Genomic DNA, 16,768 nt, shown 5'->3' with positions numbered 1-16,768 from the left:
GGGAAACTGATGAAAAAAGGTTGGATACTAGGAATAGTCGTTGTTGTTTTGCTGGTCATTTTTGGGGCATCTTCGTACAACGGCCTTGTAAGTGCAAGTGAAGATGTCGACAATAAATGGTCACAGGTGGATAACCAATTGAAACGAAGGGCGGATTTGATTCCGAACCTTGTTGAAACGGTCAAGGGTTATGCTTCGCATGAAACGGAAGCCATTAAAGCGGTGAGTGATGCACGTTCAAAGTTGGCCGGTGCCAAATCGACTGAAGATGCAATTGATGCCGATCAAGAATTGAGCGGGGCCTTAAGCCGTCTTTTGGTGGTTGTCGAGAACTATCCGGATTTAAAGGCCAATGAGAACTTCAAGGGTCTCATGGATAGTTTGGAAGGAACGGAAAATCGACTGACAGTAGCACGAAAAGACTATAATGATGAAGTTACCAACTATAATAAGATGATTAAACGATTTCCGAAGAATATGATGGCAGGAGTGTTCGGGTTCGATGCTAAACCATATTTTGAAGTGACCGATCAAGAAAAAGAAACGCCAAAGGTTGATTTCGGGAGCGATAAATAATGAAAAGACTCGCTGTGTTTGCGCTATTCTTCATTCTCACGTGCAGTTTAGCAAACGTGGTCGCAGCACAACCTAACATCCCTGAACCAGTTGGGGATATATATGTTCAGGACTTCGCCGGAGTCCTGGATGATCAGGAAAAATCCGAACTCATCGAACTTGGGAAACGATTGGATGATGCCACAAAAGCACAAATTTCCGTTTTGACGGTTGATTCCATGGAAGGATCCGTGATCGAGGAGTACTCGGTCGAGGCATTGAGATCATTCAAACTGGGTGATTCCGAGCTGGACAATGGAGTTCTCATTGTGCTGGCCATGGAAGAACAGAAAATCCGTATTGAAGTGGGTTACGGTTTGGAAGGGGCCATTACCGATATAAAATCTGGTCAGATTTTGGACAATGTGGCTATCCCTGCGCTGAAAGAGGGTAAATATGATGTTGCCCTGACGGAAACCTATAAGGCCGTATATAACGATGTCACGAAAGAATACAACCTAGGTGACGAGTTTTATCAAGATCTCTCCGTTCAGCCTGAGTCAGAAAACTTTCAGCCATCAGGTTTACAGATTTTCCTCATTATCCTCGTTGTCATCATCGTATTCATCCTCGATGCCAAGTTCTTTAAAGGATTTTTCCTCCAAACGCTAATCAATATCCTTTTGATAATCATCAGTCGCGGAGGCGGCGGTGGCCGTGGAGGCGGCAGCGGCGGTCCACGTGGAGGTGGCGGAGGAAGTTCCGGTGGCGGAGGTGCCAGCAGGGGATGGTAAAACAGGTGGATCAGACCGGGAAACCGGTCTTTTTTTATGCCTGTTCCCTGTATTTCCGGAAGATGGAGCAACAATGGAAAACCTTTCAGCACATCTATTTTCAGTAGTAAAGAGATAATAAAAATGTTCGGAAAGGCGGGATGACCTTGCGGACGTTTTCATTATTGAAAGGGATGCCGGTTTTTACAATCAAAGGAGAAAGAGTCGGCACGGTCCACGATTTATCAATTTCTGAAATGGGTCAGGTAACGGGCTTGGTCGTTCATCAGCAAGCATTGTTCAAAAGAGCTTTTCATTTGAAACTTGACGATATTTCTTCATTCGGTCCAGATGGGATCGTCATCATGCAACAGGATTCAAACTTAAGGAAAGTGCCTGCGGATTCCATATGCCTATCGAAGGACGAATTATTGGGTCGCATGCTTTTTTCAGAAATGGGCGAAGAACTGGGTTTACTGCAGGATGTATATTTCAAGGAGAAAATGGGCACGATTATAGCGTATGAAACAACGGATGGGTTTTTCTCGGAGTCGACAGTGATAGAATCAAAACAGCCGCCTGCATTAGGGAAGGATACCATCATTGTTTCAGTTTATGAACAGTGAGGTGTCCATTTTGGAAATTAAATGTCCGAATTGCCGCAGTAAAGATGTTGGGAAGATTGGCGTGAATCAATATTATTGTTGGAATTGCTTTATTGAAATGACCTTATCCGAAGGGCTCATTAGTACGCACCAAGTCGAGGAAGATGGAAGTTTAAGCTCATTGGACGATTTGTTTGAGGAAAATGACCGCCGCTTCAGTATGTAATTTAACGGAAGAGGTGTTTGCAATGGCTAGACGTTCACGCAATACTCTAATGAATATGGGTTCGGACTTGATGAACTCGAAGATGATCAAACGGAACATGAAGAAAATACGCAAAAGATTAAAGTCATTATTATAGCGGGAATGGGTGTCCTGATAATGAGGGCACTCTTTTTTATGTATGAAAACCTTCCGCCTTTCGAAGAATAAATGAGCGGGAGGTGTTTATTGTGAGTATTCGTCTGAAGTGGTTTTATCGCCTGGGTTTTTTATTGCTCTTATTTTTCGTTATCTATATTTTTATGAAACTTAAGCCCATGTGGGGACCTTTCGTTACTGTATGTGTGACGGTACTGCTGCCTTTTTTGATTGGTGCGTTCATCAGTTACTTGCTGCATCCGGTAGTGGAATATTTAAATGAGAAAGGGCTGCGTCGCTGGCTTTCGATTACGATTATCTATTTGTTGTTTTTCGGAGGGATTGGCTTTGCCGTTTATAAAGGTATTCCAGTGATTGTCAGCCAGGTTCGCGAGCTGTCGGAAAGCGTCCCAGAACTGGTTGATCAGTATCGGAGCCGGATAGATAAGCTCAATCATCAAACGGCAGCATGGCCGTTCGGAATTCATGAAAGGTTCGAAGAAGGTGTCACCCTTTTCGAAGGCTGGCTGAAGCGTATTCCAGAGAAGGCGATGGAGTATGCAATGAAGATGATTGATTTCATCGTTCTGATTGCTTTGATTCCATTCATTGCTTTTTATATCCTGAAAGATTTCACTGTTCTAAAAAAAATGGCTTGGTATATGACCCCGAAAAAATGGCGCAAGCAGGGACGGGCATTCGTTCGTGATGTGGATGCGTCGCTGGGCGGATATATTCGGGGACAAATCATTGTCTGTGCCTTGGTCGGGTTGATTTCCTCGCTGCTTTTCTGGATAGTCGGAATGCAATATCCGCTGCTATTGGGAGCGATAATCGGAATAACGAATGTCATTCCGTATTTCGGGCCTGTAATTGGGGCCATCCCTGCAGTGATCATCGCCGCGACCATGTCAGTGAAAATGGTGGTGATCATCGCGGTCATCGTGCTCGTGCTTCAATTTCTCGAGGGAAATATCCTGTCGCCGTTTATAGTCGGTAAAAGCCTCCATATGCACCCGCTTTTCATCATGCTCGCATTATTGGCCGGAGGTGAAATAGGTGGTATCACGGGCATGGTCCTTTCGATTCCCATTTTGGCTGTGTTGAAAGTTTTTGTGCTTCATGCCCGCGTTCACTTTAGAAAGAAGCCGCCCCTTATTGACAAATAAAAGTCTTGTGAATATAATCCATTACATAAGATAATTCGTTGAAGGATGAAGTATGCTGAAGTCCATCTAAAAGAGAGGGGTCCCCCAGGCTGAAAGGGACTGCAAGGTGAAGAGCAGCAGAAAGCTAGTCCTGAGAGCAGCTAATACCTGCCGTCATGCCGCGTTAAGGCTTTTATGAAGGTGATGGACCCGGGAATTCCTGCGTCCATAATCAGGGTGGTACCGCGAGTTAACTCTCGTCCCTGTTTTTGGGATGGGAGTTTTTTGTGTGCTCAAAATTACATAATTTTAAAAGGAGGATATATATATGAAGTATTTAACTGGTGCTCAAATCCGCCAAATGTATTTAGATTTTTTTAGTGAAAAAGGCCATAACATCGAACCAAGCGCGTCATTGGTTCCTCATGAAGATCCATCATTGCTTTGGATCAATTCCGGGGTGGCGACGTTAAAGAAATATTTTGATGGACGGGTGATTCCCGAAAATCCAAGGATTACAAATGCACAAAAGGCCATCCGTACAAACGATATTGAGAACGTGGGGAAAACGGCACGTCATCATACGTTTTTCGAAATGCTCGGCAACTTCTCCATTGGTGAATACTTCAAAGAAGAAGCCATCACATGGGCATGGGAGTTTTTGACGGATGAAAAGTGGATTGGGTTCGACAAAGAGAAATTGGCTGTGACAATCCATCCTGAAGATGATGAAGCCTTCGAACTCTGGAATAAGAAAATCGGTGTTCCAGCTGAAAGAATCATTCGCCTGAAAGAAAACTTCTGGGATATCGGTGAGGGTCCAAGTGGCCCGAATACAGAGATTTTCTATGACCGCGGACCAGCATATGGCGATGACCCGAATGATCCGGAACTATATCCAGGCGGTGAAAATGAACGGCATCTAGAGGTCTGGAATCTTGTGTTTTCTCAATTCAACCATAATCCGGACGGTTCTTACACACCGCTTCCAAAGAAAAATATCGATACGGGCATGGGTCTTGAACGTATGGCTTCCGTCGTTCAAGATGTAGAGACTAACTATGATACGGATTTATTCATGCCGATCATCCGGGCAGTCGAAGAGATCTCCGATGTGAAATATGGTGTTGATGCAGAAAAAAATGTTGCATTCAAGGTCATTGCCGACCATATTCGTACGGTTGCCTTTGCGGTAGGTGACGGGGCTCTTCCATCCAACGAAGGCCGAGGCTATGTATTGCGCCGTTTGCTTCGCAGAGCGGTTCGTTATGCTAAGCAAATCAACATCAATCGACCATTCATGTTCGAACTTGTGACGGTCGTCGGCGAAATCATGAAAGACTTCTACCCTGAAGTCCTCAATAATAAAGAATTCATTGCAAAAGTTATCAAGAATGAAGAGGAACGCTTCCACGAAACCCTACATGATGGACTGGCCATCCTTTCTGAAGTCATTAGAAAGGAAAAGGAAAAAGGCGGTACAACCATTCCAGGCAGTGATGCATTCCGTTTATATGACACATATGGTTTCCCGATCGAGTTAACGGAAGAATATGCAGAAGAAGAAGGCATGACGGTCGATCAAGCCGGTTTTGAAAAAGAAATGGATGCACAGCGTGAACGTGCCCGTTCAGCACGTCAAGATGTTGATTCCATGCAAATCCAAGGCGGGGTATTAGGCGATATTAAAGTTGAAAGTGAATTTGTCGGCTATGATCAAGTTGCGGTTGAAGCAAAAGTTTCTGCCATCATTAAAAATGGCGAGCTTGTTACGGAGGCACAAGAAGGTGAAGAAGTTCAGGTAATCTTGAACAAGACTCCTTTCTACGCGGAAAGCGGCGGGCAAATAGCTGATAAAGGAACGATGGCTAGTGATGCCGTGAAGGTTGATGTCCATGATGTTCAAAAAGCTCCTAATGGCCAAAATCTGCACCGTGTAACAGTGGCTGCCGGCACTTTAACATCAGATTCCGATATCGTTGCTGCGGTAGATCAAGAAAACCGCATCCATATCACGAAAAATCATACTGCGACACATCTTCTGCACCAGGCGTTGAAAGATGTGCTTGGTACACATGTCAATCAGGCTGGTTCACTCGTACAAGCTGAGCGCCTTCGCTTCGATTTCTCTCATTTTGGCCAGATAACGGCGGAAGAGATTGAGCGGATCGAAACGATTGTAAATGAAAAGATTTGGAAAAGCTTACAAGTGAATACAGACTATAAAAACATTGAAGAAGCTAAAGCGATGGGTGCAATGGCCTTGTTCGGCGAAAAATACGGCAAGATTGTCCGTGTCGTTCAAATAGGCGATTATAGTCTTGAACTTTGCGGGGGTGTCCACGTCCCGAATACAGCGGTGATCGGCTTGTTCAAAATCGTTTCAGAAAGCGGCATCGGTGCAGGGACTCGCCGGATAGAAGCGGTAACGGGTGCCGGGGCATACAAATTGATGACTGATCAAATCGGTGTCTTGAAAGACGCGGCTGCTAAGTTGAAAACGAACTTGAAAGATGTACCTTCAAGAATTGAAACGGTCTTAGCTGAAGTGAAGGATCTTCATCGTGAGAATGAAAGCCTGACTGCAAAGTTAAGTAATATTGAAGCAGGAAGCCTTGTTTCTAACGTAAAAGACATAAATGGGGTTCAAGTATTGGTGGCAAAAGTTCAAGCTACCGATATGAATAATCTACGTGCCATGGCTGATGATTTGAAACAAAAGCTCGATTCTGTCATTATCGTATTAGGATCCGCCCAAGGTGATAAAGTCAATTTGATTGCTGGGGTTACCAAGGATTATATCGATCGCGGTTTCCATGCTGGTAAATTGATCAAAGAAGTTGCTTCCCGTTGCGGCGGAGGCGGTGGCGGACGTCCAGATATGGCCCAAGCCGGCGGAAAAGACCCTGAAAAATTGGATGCAGCACTTAATTTTGTTGAAGAATGGGTCTTATCGATTTCATAATCAATGAAAAGTGTTGTACAATGTAGGTAATAGTGGATTCTGGACGCTGAGGAGAGGTGCATGTTAATGAGTTCCTTTGATAAAACGATGAAATTTAATTTTCCCGAAGAACCATTCGAAAGAGATGTACAAGAAGTATTGTCTCAAGTTTATGTTGCTCTTCAGGAAAAAGGTTATAACCCGATCAACCAAATTGTCGGTTATCTATTATCTGGTGACCCGGCCTACATCCCGCGCCATATGGACGCTCGGAACATTATTCGTAAGCTTGAACGCGATGAAATCATCGAAGAATTGGTTAAGTCGTATCTTAAGAATCATCGAGAGGAATACTAATGCGCACAATGGGACTTGATTTAGGTTCAAAAACCATCGGCGTTGCCGTGAGTGACGCGATGGGTTGGACTGCACAAGGATTGGAAACGATCAAAATTAACGAAGCTGGAAATGACTTCGGCTTTAAACGTCTCAATGAAATTATAAAAGAGCATGAAGTTTCTAAAATTGTCCTGGGTTTACCTAAAAATATGAATGGTACTGTTGGACCGCGAGGCGAGATCAGTCAAGATTTCGCTAAACGATTAGAAAAAAAATTCAAGCTGCCGGTGTTTCTCTGGGATGAACGGTTGACAACTATGGCGGCTGAACGTGTCCTTCTTGAGGCGGACGTGAGCCGAAGCAAACGCAAGAAAGTCATTGATAAAATGGCTGCTGTCATGATTCTGCAAGGATTCTTGGACAGACAAACAAATTCAATATGAGGTGAATACAAATGGAACACGGCGAAAACAACATTACAGTAGTAGATGAAAACGGAAACGAGCAGCTTTGCGAAATCCTTTTCACATTCGACTCAGATAAATTCAACAAATCTTATGTACTTTACTATCCGATGTCTGCAGAAGATGAAGAGGAAGAAATTGAAATCCACGCTTCATCATTCGTACCAAGCGAAGATAATAAAGATGGTGAACTTACACCGATCGAAACAGAAGAAGAATGGGATCTAGTCGAAGAAATGTTAAATACATTCCTTGACCAAGAAGAAGCTGAAGAAGAATAATATCAGAAAAACCGACCTCGATCGAGGTCGGTTTTTTCATTTATGTACCAGTAAACCCTTATCTTTTCTCTGCGAATAAAAGAATAAAAGTAGCGAGCGGACCCAAAAATAATGAGAGCAAGAACCAATTCAGCCCCGTTCTATTTTTACCTTGAGCAAGTCCTGCGTTAATGAGTGCCAATGTCCCCCAACCTACAAAATAAGAATTATCCAACTCCTTCACACCTTCCTTCATCTAAAAATTAATAATGGCATCGTTACATGATATTCCTGTCATTGACTGAAATGCCTAACACATGCAGGGAAACAAATTTAAGGGCTTTTTCTATTAAATAATACCTGAATATTGACAAAACTAGTGCTTTTTTGCCATAAATAGAGTAGTAATGAATGTAGTTTTGCAAAAACCATGTAATTATTTGTTGATTTTAGTATAATGTTCGAAGCAAAGTTTAATTAGAGAAAGCATCATCGAGAAACCATTCTGTAGTTGGTGTGAGTTTGCAGGGGGAATGAAAATGGATGAAAAAGATAAAAATTTATCTAAAAAGGAACAAATCCGTATGAAATTGTTAGAACAGCAAGGAGAAGCCAGGCTGGTTCGTAAAATCATCATGATTACGATAGCTTCGCTTATTGTACTAATTGGGATAGTAGGTCTTGTGGGCTTTTTGTATATCAACTCAGCCATGAAACCAGTCGATCCTGATGATGATACCATCAAGAAAGTGAAAATCCCAATCGGTTCTTCCGTGAATGGAATTTCAACACTGCTAGAAGAACAAGGAATAATCAAGGACGCACGTGTATTCAAATATTACATTAAGTTCCGCAATGAATCCGGTTTTCAGGCAGGTGAGTATAAATTATCGCCTTCGATGCCAATTGAAGATATTGTCACAAGCATCAAAACCGGGAAACTCATGAAAGAAGCTGCATTGAAGATAACCATTCCTGAAGGAAAGCAGCTTATCCAAATTGCCGATATCATCGCAGTGAAGACCGGTGAAGATCCGAAAAAGGTCTTTAAGGTATTGAATGATAAGAAATTCGTCAAGTCCATGCAAGAGAGATTTCCGGAGCTCTTGACGTCGGAGATTGAAAATGAAAAGGTATTATATCCGCTTGAAGGGTACCTTTTCCCAGCTACTTATGACTTTTATGAGGAAAAGCCGACCATGGAATCCATAGTCATCGAGATGCTGAAGAAAACGGAAGAGACCTTACAGGCATACGAGACCCAGATGGACAAAAACGATTATTCCGTACACGAGATGCTGACCTTCGCTTCGCTTGTCGAAGAGGAAGCGACGGCACAAGTCGATCGCGGAAAGATAGCTTCCGTCTTTTACAATCGTATCGAGGAAGATATGCCGCTTCAAACGGATCCGACTGTTTTGTATGCAAAAGGTTCACATAAGAGCAGGGTATATTACAAAGACCTTGAGGTGAAATCCCCTTATAATACGTATAAGAACAAGGGGCTGCCGCCGGGACCGATTGCCAATGCCGGAACGACATCGATCGATGCGGTATTGAAACCTGAGAAAACGGATTTCCTATACTTTTTGGCAACACCTGAAGGGGAAGTCCTGTACTCCAAAACCTTGGATGACCACAATAACAAAAAGGCAGAGCATATTTCCAATAAATAAATAAAAAATGCAATGCGACTGAGGGGGGAGGGATATTACTTTCCCCTTGTTTTTATGATAGAATAGTACAAGTGAATTTTAGATCCGATTTTTATCGGTGACGTAACTCGGCGAATGCCGGGTTTTATTTTGAAAGATAAGGAAATGTAGATCGTCAAGCATACTTGTTTCAGCTCCTTGTGAAAAATTGTAGGCAATAGTTTTTGACCGATCAATTTCTTCATGCACTGACCAAGCGCTTTCGTTTTTCTTATAATTGGAGGAAACGTTTTGAACGGAAAAATAGAACAATATCTTCATTCCTTAATTCCGGAGCGTACGGGTTTGATTAAGGAGTTGGAAGATTTTGCAATGGAAAATAATGTGCCGATCATGGAGCCAGAAGGCATTGAGGTGCTGCTTCAGATTTTAAGGCTCCACCAGCCTAAGGCGATATTGGAGGTTGGTTCGGCGATTGGCTATTCGGCCATAAGGATGGCTGAGACCCTTCCGGAGGCTAAAATCGTCACACTTGAACGGAATGAAGCCCGCATTGAGCAGGCAAGAGCTAATATCAAGAGGGCTGGGCTTTCGGAAAGGATTACCCTCATTGAAGGGGATGCCCTTGAAGCAGGACCGAAAGTCATGGAACATGGTCCGTTTGATATCATCTTCGTTGATGCAGCTAAAGGGCAGTACAAGCGATTCTTTGAACTGTTTGAACCATTCCTTGCTGATGCTGGCATTATCATTACTGATAATGTTTTATTTAAAGGCTTGGTTGCCGAAAACATTGAAGAAATGGAAATGACGAGACGAAAGCGAGCTCTCATCAAAAAAATCAGAGACTTTAACATCTGGTTACATGACCATCCTCATTTCGATACCGTAATTTTGCCGATTGGTGATGGTGTGGCCATAAGTAAACATAGAGGTGACAAAAATGAAAAAGCCTGAATTACTCGTGACTCCGACAAGTGTCGATCATATAAAGGAACTTATCGATGCTGGAGCTGATGCCTTCGTCATTGGCGAACAACGTTATGCGCTTAGGCTGGCAGGGGAGTTCAAACGTGAAGACGTCAAGAAGGCGATTGAGCTTGCACATGCCGCAGGCAAGAAAGTATATGTATCCATGAACGCCATTTTTCATAATGAAAAAGTGGACGAGCTTGAAGGGTATGTCACATTCCTTAAGCAGGCTGGTGCTGACCGGATCATATTCGGTGATCCAGCTGTCTTAATGGCTGTCCGTGCCGTGGCCCCTGATATGCCCCTGCACTGGAATACAGAGATGACGGTAACGAACTGGTACACATGTAATTATTGGGGGAAACGCGGTGCTGTCCGTGCCGTGGCTGCCCGTGAGATAAGTCTGGACGAGATAGTGGAAATGAAGGAAAATGCCGAAGTGGAGATTGAAGTGCAAGTGCACGGCATGACATGCATGTTCCAATCGAAGCGGACGCTCCTTGGTAATTACTTTGAATACCAAGGCAAGGCATTGGAAGTGGAAAATCGGAAGGAACATAGAAATATGTTCTTGCATGATAAGGAACGTGAAAATAAATACCCGATTTATGAAGATGAAAATGGTACACATATCATGAGTCCGAATGATATGTGCATGATCGATGAACTTCAGGAATTGATTGAAGCGGAAATTGATTCCCTAAAAATCGAAGGGGTATTACAAACACCGGAATATATCAACGAAATGACAATGTTGTATCGGGAAGCGATTGACGTTTGTGCAGAAGACCCTGAACGTTATGATGATTTGAAAACGGAACTTTTTGAAAAAGTAAAAGCGGTTCAGCCGGATAGCCGTGAGTTGGATACAGGATTCTTCTTTAAGGAATCGGTTTATTAAAGAAAAGGGTAAGAGAAAGAGGAGGAATAGCCTTGAATGCTATTGCTGATAAAATTTCCAAGATCGTTGATGGAAAGAGAGTCATTGTAAAAAAACCGGAATTGCTGGCTCCGGCTGGCAACCTGGAAAAATTAAAAATTGCCGTCCATTACGGTGCGGATGCCGTGTTCATTGGCGGTCAGGAATATGGCCTTCGTTCCAATGCCGGCAACTTCACGTTTGAGGAAATGCAGGAAGGCGTCGAATTCGCTAAAAAATATGGCGCTAAAGTATATGTAACAACCAATATCTTCGCACATAATGAAAATATCGATGGTCTGGATGAATACCTGGAAGGCCTTCAGGAGGCTGGAGTTCATGGTATCATCGTCGCCGATCCATTAATCATCGAAACGTGTAAACGGGTCGCTCCGAACGTCGAAATTCATTTAAGCACGCAGCAATCGCTATCGAACTGGAAGGCTGTTCAGTATTGGAAAGAGGAAGGCTTGGAGCGGGTTGTTTTGGCCCGTGAGACGAGTGCTGATGAAATCCGTGAGATGAAGGAGAAGGTCGATATCGAAATCGAGGCTTTCGTTCACGGAGCCATGTGCATTGCCTATTCTGGACGCTGCACCCTTTCGAACCATATGACGGCGCGGGATTCGAATCGCGGCGGCTGCTGTCAGTCTTGCCGTTGGGATTACGATTTATATGAGTTGGATCAAGCCGGGGAAAAGGCATTATTCGATAAAGAAGATGCTCCATTCGCAATGAGTCCAAAAGACCTGAAGCTGATAGAATCCTTGCCAGGCATGATTGAAATTGGCATAGATAGCTTAAAAGTCGAAGGAAGAATGAAGTCCATTCATTATATTGCTACAGTTGTCAGCGTTTATCGTAAGGTGATTGATGCGTATTGTGCCGATCCGGACAATTTCAGGATTAAACAAGAATGGCTGGAGGAGCTTGATAAGTGTGCGAACCGTGAGACGGCATCATCGTTCATGGAAGGGGAAATTCCTGGGTATAAACAGCAAATGTTCGGGAATCATACCGTAAAGACTCGCTTCGACTTCGCTGGTTTGGTGCTTGATTACAACGAGGAAACTCAAATCGCCACCATGCAGCAACGTAACTTCTTCAAGCCTGGAGATGAAGTGGAGTTTTTTGGACCGGAAATCGAAAACTTCACTCAAAAAATCGGTACGATCTGGGATGAGTCAGGTAAGGAGCTGGAGGCAGCCCGCCATCCGCTTCAAATTGTCCGCATTCAAGTAGATAACCAAGTATATGTGAACAATATGATGCGGAAGGAGAATTGACATGACAAGGAAGAAACCAGTGGTCATCGGAGTTACCGGAGGGTCGGGATCAGGTAAAACAAGTGTTACCCGTTCCATTTTTGAATTCTTTCAAGGACATTCGATCTTGATGATCGAACAAGATTATTACTATAAAGATCAAAGTCATCTGCCTTTCGAAGAGCGGTTGAAAACGAACTATGATCATCCGCTGGCATTTGATAATGATTTGTTGATCGATCACCTTAACGCATTGCTGCGTTATGAAACGATAGAAAAACCAGTTTATGATTATTCGATCCATACACGTTCGGAAGAAGTCATCACAGTTGAGCCGCAGGATGTCATCATCCTTGAAGGGATCCTTGTACTGGAAGATGAGCGCCTTCGAGACCTGATGGATATGAAACTATATGTTGATACAGACGCAGACTTGCGGATACTCCGTCGGATGACCCGTGATATTAAAGAACGTGGACGTTCCATAGATTCAGTCATCGAGCAATACATCAGTGTCGTTCGCCCGATGCATAATCAGTTCATAGAACCGACGAAGCGTTATGCCGACATCATCATTCCAGAAGGCGGTCAGAACCATGTGGCGATTGACCTTATGGTGACAAAAATTCAAACAATCCTTGAACAAAAGTCTTTTTTGTAATAACATAGCATAAATAATGATAGGTGCCATTTTCCTCCGTTTTTTAAATAATCCCATTTATTTATTGGGAAAGACTGGACAAATGCTGGAAAACGCAATACTCTATTCTTGATACAGAACGAACCGGCTGCCACCGCAGTCGGTTTATATACTAAGGACCGAGTTGTCCTTAGTATAAATGCGCGTACTTTTTAAGTCGTGCAAATATATATTTTGACTCGAGTTTTAGAGTTAAGCATTATATACTACATAAACTTGTCACAGCGAAAGCTTGCTGTAAAGAATTTGAAGGAGTGAAGGGTTTTGGCAATCGAAAAAGAATATCCAATGACTAAAGAAGGTAAGTTAAAGCTTGAACAGGAACTGGAACAATTAAAAACGGTTAAACGTAAAGAAGTTGTGGAGAGAATTAAAATCGCCCGCAGTTTTGGGGACCTTTCCGAGAACTCAGAGTACGATTCCGCAAAAGAAGAGCAGGCATTCGTTGAAGGACGTATTACAACAATCGAAAACATGATCCGTAATGCAAAAATCATTGAAGGCAATGATTCGAATACAGATACAGTTTCACTTGGAAAGACGGTAACATTCGTGGAACTTCCAAATGGTGACGAAGAAACATATTCCATCGTAGGAAGTGTTGAAGCGGACCCATTCGATGGGAAAATATCAAATGATTCTCCAATCGCGAAAAGCTTAATAGGGAAAAGGGTCGGCGATAAGGTATCGATCATGACACCTGGCGGCGAAATGAGCGTCAAGATTGTATCCATCAGCTAATTAACGGCTTAAGAGGATGTCCATACGGGCATCCTCTTTTCATATCGGAAAAACGCCGCGTTAAATTTGTTCATAATTGTTTAAAAATTCGCACCTCGTCAACAATGGTTACGAGGTGTATTTTATGAAAAAGAAACGAATGAGGTTGCTGGCTCTTTTTTTGACCACTTTTATGCTGATGCTCATTGGCAGGCTTGCCTACATCCAACTTGTATCGACAGAATCTTTTTCGAAGCATGATGTGAACCTGATAGAAGCAAGCGTGAATCAGCGTTCACAGATATTAAAGATTGATGATGGGCGTGGAAAGTTTTATGACAGAAATGGGGAACCACTTGCACATGAAGAAATCCCAACACTCGTCCTATTTCCATTTTTGAACAAAATGACATGGCCTATAGATGAAATTGCCTCGATCATAGGCAGATCGGAAGCGGAGCTGAAACGAGCAATTGAACAAGCGGATGAACCATTCGTATTTGGCGGAGATGAACCGATAGAGTTGACGCCCAGCCAATCGAAGGCAATCAATCAATTGAAGATACCCGGGGTCTTTGCGGTGAACGAGAAATTATATCATGATCAAACCCCTGCAGCCCAATTGATCGGCACAACGAATATATCGGATGCGGAAAAGAAAAAACGTTATCCGGACCTGAATTTATCTCCTGAAACGAAAATAGGAAATACGGGACTGCAAAGGACCTTTGATGAGTTCTTGCTTTCCGCTGGGGAATCGAAGCTCGTATTTCACGTAGACGCCAGTGGGGGCCCCATGTTCGGTGTCGATGTAAAATACGTAGAACCTGCTAATCCTCTTTACCCAGTGAAAGTCGTGACGACGATAGATAAAGAAATTCAGGGAAAAGCGGAGAAGCTCGTCGATGACCGCGGGATAAAAAAAGGCGGTCTCGTACTCATCGATATCGAAAAAAGTGAAATCGTCGCCATGGTATCACGTCCGGCGCTAAATATAAAAGACCCGAATGGCGAAGGGGCCGTCAATATGATGTTGACTCAAAAAACGCCGGGTTCCGTCTTTAAAACGGTTACGGCTGCAGCTGCCATCGATTATGAAGCGGCAAGTCCCACAAGGACATTTAATTGTAATTTAACGATTGACGGCAAAACGGATAAGCAGAGGGAACTGGGCATACTTAATTTTGAAAATAGTTTTGCCCAAAGCTGTAACAGGACATTTGCCGAATTGTCCCAGGAAATAGCTGAGAAGGATCCCGACTTTTTGGATAAATATGCAAAAATGTTAGGGTTGGTTGGCGAAACGGGCTGGCAAGGGGACGTTTATCACACGGAAGTTACTCAGTTGCATCATGAACAAACCGGGAAGGTCTGGCATGATGACGACTTAAAAAAAGATCCCAAAATGATTGCCAAAACAGCCATTGGCCAGCAGGATGTCCAAACGACACCGCTCGCGATAGCGAATATGATGGCCACGATTGCCCGCGGTGGCAAGAAGGAACAGGTCAAAGCCGTTTCCAAGGTCGAATTTAACAATAGTACGACCGTAGTCGATTTCCCCAATCAAAGTATTGGCGGCGAAACGCTGTCTCCATATACAACGATGAAGATGCAGCATCTTCTGAGGAAAGTCGTAACGGAGGAGAAAGGGACTGGGGCTTCTTTGAGAGATTTACCTGTGGAGGTCGCTGGCAAGTCTGGAACAGCTCAGACGAATATTAAAAAAGGAGAGCTCAATAAATGGTTTGCGGGCTACTTTCCATATAAAGATCCAAAATATGCCCTTGTTACCGTAAGTTTTGAAACAAAGGAAAACAGTTCCAGCATGACGCCGCTTTTTTCAGATATTGTAAAAGTCCTGTACTCCAAGAACCAGGACAATAGCGAGAATTGACGAAAAGTGTAGGAAACCCTTCCCTTCTATCTCTAGCTAAATCATGTTAAAATGAGGCAGTAAGAAATGGTAAGGGAGGAATGGACCTTGGGCTCACGTTTCAATCAGAGAGATCAAAAAAGAAAAGTAAATAAAATATATAATATTGCAATCACCATCGTTTCCATTTTAATCGTCATTGTCGCAGTCACGATTTTCTTAAGTGATGATGGCACCGAATCCAAGAAAACCACGACCGAACCTAATCAAATTGCCGAAGAAAAGGGAAAAGTAGTGGACAAACCTGCTGGGAAAGAGGAAGAAACGGATTCAGAGAAGGTAGAGGCAGAAGAGGATAGTAAAGCAACAGAGGAAGATGAAGAGGATAGTAAAGCAACAGAGGAAGATGAAGAAGATAGTAAAGCAACAGAGGGAGATACAGAAGAGAAGGCTGAAGATGATTCAGACACAGAAAAAGCTGGGGATGCCGAACTTGTGGAAGTGGAAGGCAGCGGAGATGGCAATGTCGCGGCTACATATACGAGTGAGGGCTGGAAACCAGTTGGAACTGAGCAATCCGGGGAACACACTACAAGCTTCGAAAAGGACTCGGTCGATTGGAATGAAATGAGAAAAGCCATTGCTCATGGAGCTGGAATCGATGAAGGAAGCATGAAGCTATGGTGGCTTCAAAACGGCGGTTCGCCTAACACGGCAATCGGTACCGTTTCTGAAGGGGACAATCCTAAAACCTTCCGAGTCCATATTGAATGGGTGGACGGATCAGGTTGGAAACCTGTAAAAGTCGAAGAGTTGAAGACAAACGATAAAAGGTAATAGTTAAAATTATCCAAACTAAAAACCCCCGAAAGGAATCTTTTCGGGGGTTTTTTCATGGAGATTACTTTTGGGCTTTAAAGTGAACGACTGCGCTATAAAATCGTCTGCCTTCCTCACTAACATACATTTGGTGTGACACGGATTGAACCTGAAGCATGATCGCTTTATTGATTTCAATTTGTGATTGGATTTTTTCTTCAAGATTCTTAATGCTTTCTGCCTCGAAAAATTCTATTTTATCTTCGAATAATTTTAAGTCGAGTTGAAAACCCATGATTGTTCCCCTCCAACATTTAGATACTGTTAGTTTAACACACCTTTTTGTTTGTATCTGAACCTATGAAGGATTTGCCTAAAAAACAAGAACTGTTT

Annotated in this window: 19 protein-coding genes; 17 read left to right on the top strand and 2 right to left on the bottom strand. The window is 43.1% G+C overall.

Features of this window, described 5'->3' with window-relative positions; all coding sequences use genetic code 11:
• Positions 1-6: 6 nt before the first annotated feature.
• The 9 genes from ACDZ29_RS01555 (at position 7) to ACDZ29_RS01515 (ending at position 7,470) form a co-directional block, all read left to right on the top strand.
• Complete coding sequence (locus ACDZ29_RS01555) at positions 7-576, top strand: LemA family protein (RefSeq protein ID WP_375091084.1); 570 nt, start codon at positions 7-9, stop codon at positions 574-576.
• Positions 576-1,349 carry a TPM domain-containing protein gene (locus ACDZ29_RS01550; protein ID WP_375089586.1) on the top strand — a complete coding sequence of 258 codons (774 nt, stop codon included), beginning with the start codon at positions 576-578 and terminating at the stop codon, positions 1,347-1,349. Before ACDZ29_RS01555 ends, ACDZ29_RS01550 begins: the two co-directional genes overlap by 1 nt.
• 146 nt (positions 1,350-1,495) lie before the next feature.
• Positions 1,496-1,954 (top strand): PRC-barrel domain-containing protein, encoded by a 459-nt coding sequence (locus tag ACDZ29_RS01545; protein ID WP_370015894.1) that lies wholly within the window; start codon positions 1,496-1,498, stop codon positions 1,952-1,954.
• Positions 1,944-2,159, top strand: coding sequence for a hypothetical protein (locus ACDZ29_RS01540; protein WP_370015893.1), 216 nt, complete (start codon positions 1,944-1,946; stop codon positions 2,157-2,159). The genes ACDZ29_RS01545 and ACDZ29_RS01540 overlap by 11 nt, the downstream gene beginning before the upstream one ends.
• Positions 2,160-2,386: 227 nt before the next feature.
• A complete protein-coding gene (locus tag ACDZ29_RS01535; protein ID WP_375089583.1) occupies positions 2,387-3,463 on the top strand; it encodes an AI-2E family transporter in 1,077 nt (358 codons plus the stop codon).
• A gap of 307 nt (positions 3,464-3,770) precedes the next feature.
• Positions 3,771-6,407 carry an alanine--tRNA ligase gene (gene alaS, locus ACDZ29_RS01530; RefSeq protein ID WP_375089582.1) on the top strand — a complete coding sequence of 879 codons (2,637 nt, stop codon included), beginning with the start codon at positions 3,771-3,773 and terminating at the stop codon, positions 6,405-6,407.
• A 66-nt stretch (positions 6,408-6,473) separates the two neighbouring features.
• Complete coding sequence (locus ACDZ29_RS01525; protein WP_034311358.1) at positions 6,474-6,743, top strand: IreB family regulatory phosphoprotein; 270 nt, start codon at positions 6,474-6,476, stop codon at positions 6,741-6,743.
• Complete coding sequence (gene ruvX / locus ACDZ29_RS01520; RefSeq protein ID WP_064463555.1) at positions 6,743-7,168, top strand: Holliday junction resolvase RuvX; 426 nt, start codon at positions 6,743-6,745, stop codon at positions 7,166-7,168. Before ACDZ29_RS01525 ends, ruvX begins: the two co-directional genes overlap by 1 nt.
• A gap of 11 nt (positions 7,169-7,179) precedes the next feature.
• Complete coding sequence (locus ACDZ29_RS01515) at positions 7,180-7,470, top strand: DUF1292 domain-containing protein (protein ID WP_034308630.1); 291 nt, start codon at positions 7,180-7,182, stop codon at positions 7,468-7,470.
• 58 nt (positions 7,471-7,528) lie between these two features.
• Here ACDZ29_RS01515 and ACDZ29_RS01510 read toward each other — a convergent pair whose 3' ends face one another.
• Positions 7,529-7,705, bottom strand: coding sequence for a hypothetical protein (locus tag ACDZ29_RS01510; RefSeq protein WP_289327422.1), 177 nt, complete (start codon positions 7,703-7,705; stop codon positions 7,529-7,531).
• 283 nt (positions 7,706-7,988) lie between these two features.
• On the opposite strand from ACDZ29_RS01510, the gene mltG reads away from it, so the two are divergent.
• From mltG to ACDZ29_RS01470, 8 genes are all read left to right on the top strand, one after another.
• Positions 7,989-9,125: an endolytic transglycosylase MltG gene (mltG, locus tag ACDZ29_RS01505; RefSeq protein WP_289325828.1), complete on the top strand. Its 1,137-nt coding sequence runs from the start codon at positions 7,989-7,991 to the stop codon at positions 9,123-9,125.
• A 270-nt stretch (positions 9,126-9,395) separates the two neighbouring features.
• Positions 9,396-10,061 (top strand): O-methyltransferase, encoded by a 666-nt coding sequence (locus ACDZ29_RS01500; RefSeq protein ID WP_289325827.1) that lies wholly within the window; start codon positions 9,396-9,398, stop codon positions 10,059-10,061.
• Positions 10,048-10,977, top strand: a complete 930-nt coding sequence (locus ACDZ29_RS01495; protein ID WP_289325826.1) for a peptidase U32 family protein — start codon at positions 10,048-10,050, stop codon at positions 10,975-10,977. The genes ACDZ29_RS01500 and ACDZ29_RS01495 overlap by 14 nt, the downstream gene beginning before the upstream one ends.
• A gap of 32 nt (positions 10,978-11,009) precedes the next feature.
• Positions 11,010-12,281, top strand: coding sequence for a U32 family peptidase (locus tag ACDZ29_RS01490; protein ID WP_370015883.1), 1,272 nt, complete (start codon positions 11,010-11,012; stop codon positions 12,279-12,281).
• A 1-nt stretch (position 12,282) separates the two neighbouring features.
• The gene (udk, locus tag ACDZ29_RS01485) at positions 12,283-12,921 is read left to right on the top strand and encodes a uridine kinase (protein ID WP_144479404.1); all 639 of its coding nucleotides are present in this window, start codon (positions 12,283-12,285) and stop codon (positions 12,919-12,921) included.
• 303 nt (positions 12,922-13,224) lie between these two features.
• Entirely contained in the window at positions 13,225-13,701 is a 477-nt protein-coding gene (greA, locus tag ACDZ29_RS01480; protein WP_289315589.1) for a transcription elongation factor GreA, read from the top strand.
• A gap of 124 nt (positions 13,702-13,825) precedes the next feature.
• Positions 13,826-15,577, top strand: coding sequence for a peptidoglycan D,D-transpeptidase FtsI family protein (locus ACDZ29_RS01475; RefSeq protein WP_375089580.1), 1,752 nt, complete (start codon positions 13,826-13,828; stop codon positions 15,575-15,577).
• An 87-nt stretch (positions 15,578-15,664) separates the two neighbouring features.
• The gene (locus ACDZ29_RS01470; RefSeq protein ID WP_375089578.1) at positions 15,665-16,393 is read left to right on the top strand and encodes a DUF1510 family protein; all 729 of its coding nucleotides are present in this window, start codon (positions 15,665-15,667) and stop codon (positions 16,391-16,393) included.
• 64 nt (positions 16,394-16,457) lie between these two features.
• On the opposite strand, the gene ACDZ29_RS01465 is transcribed toward ACDZ29_RS01470, so the two are convergent.
• Positions 16,458-16,670, bottom strand: coding sequence for a DUF2536 family protein (locus ACDZ29_RS01465; protein ID WP_289315592.1), 213 nt, complete (start codon positions 16,668-16,670; stop codon positions 16,458-16,460).
• Between the last annotated feature and the right edge of the window lie 98 nt (positions 16,671-16,768).

It is taken from the genome of Peribacillus sp. RS7 (genome assembly GCF_041956845.1).
Taxonomy (GTDB): domain Bacteria; phylum Bacillota; class Bacilli; order Bacillales; family DSM-1321; genus Peribacillus.
The sequence above is the reverse complement of the archived record's forward strand: the minus strand, read 5'-3'. Positions and strand labels throughout refer to the sequence as shown.

What these genes read in the sequence shown, in the direction of transcription:
- alaS (WP_375089582.1), top strand. Translation starts at nt 3,771, where the DNA reads ATGAAGTATTTAACTGGTGCTCAAATCCGCCAAATGTATTTAGATTTT.
- mltG (WP_289325828.1), top strand. Translation starts at nt 7,989, where the DNA reads ATGGATGAAAAAGATAAAAATTTATCTAAAAAGGAACAAATCCGTATG.
- ACDZ29_RS01525 (WP_034311358.1), top strand. Translation starts at nt 6,474, where the DNA reads ATGAGTTCCTTTGATAAAACGATGAAATTTAATTTTCCCGAAGAACCA.
- udk (WP_144479404.1), top strand. Translation starts at nt 12,283, where the DNA reads ATGACAAGGAAGAAACCAGTGGTCATCGGAGTTACCGGAGGGTCGGGA.
- ACDZ29_RS01550 (WP_375089586.1), top strand. Translation starts at nt 576, where the DNA reads ATGAAAAGACTCGCTGTGTTTGCGCTATTCTTCATTCTCACGTGCAGT.
- ACDZ29_RS01495 (WP_289325826.1), top strand. Translation starts at nt 10,048, where the DNA reads ATGAAAAAGCCTGAATTACTCGTGACTCCGACAAGTGTCGATCATATA.
- ACDZ29_RS01475 (WP_375089580.1), top strand. Translation starts at nt 13,826, where the DNA reads ATGAAAAAGAAACGAATGAGGTTGCTGGCTCTTTTTTTGACCACTTTT.
- ACDZ29_RS01465 (WP_289315592.1), bottom strand. Translation starts at nt 16,670, where the DNA reads ATGGGTTTTCAACTCGACTTAAAATTATTCGAAGATAAAATAGAATTT.
- ACDZ29_RS01540 (WP_370015893.1), top strand. Translation starts at nt 1,944, where the DNA reads ATGAACAGTGAGGTGTCCATTTTGGAAATTAAATGTCCGAATTGCCGC.
- ACDZ29_RS01510 (WP_289327422.1), bottom strand. Translation starts at nt 7,705, where the DNA reads ATGAAGGAAGGTGTGAAGGAGTTGGATAATTCTTATTTTGTAGGTTGG.
- ACDZ29_RS01515 (WP_034308630.1), top strand. Translation starts at nt 7,180, where the DNA reads ATGGAACACGGCGAAAACAACATTACAGTAGTAGATGAAAACGGAAAC.
- ruvX (WP_064463555.1), top strand. Translation starts at nt 6,743, where the DNA reads ATGCGCACAATGGGACTTGATTTAGGTTCAAAAACCATCGGCGTTGCC.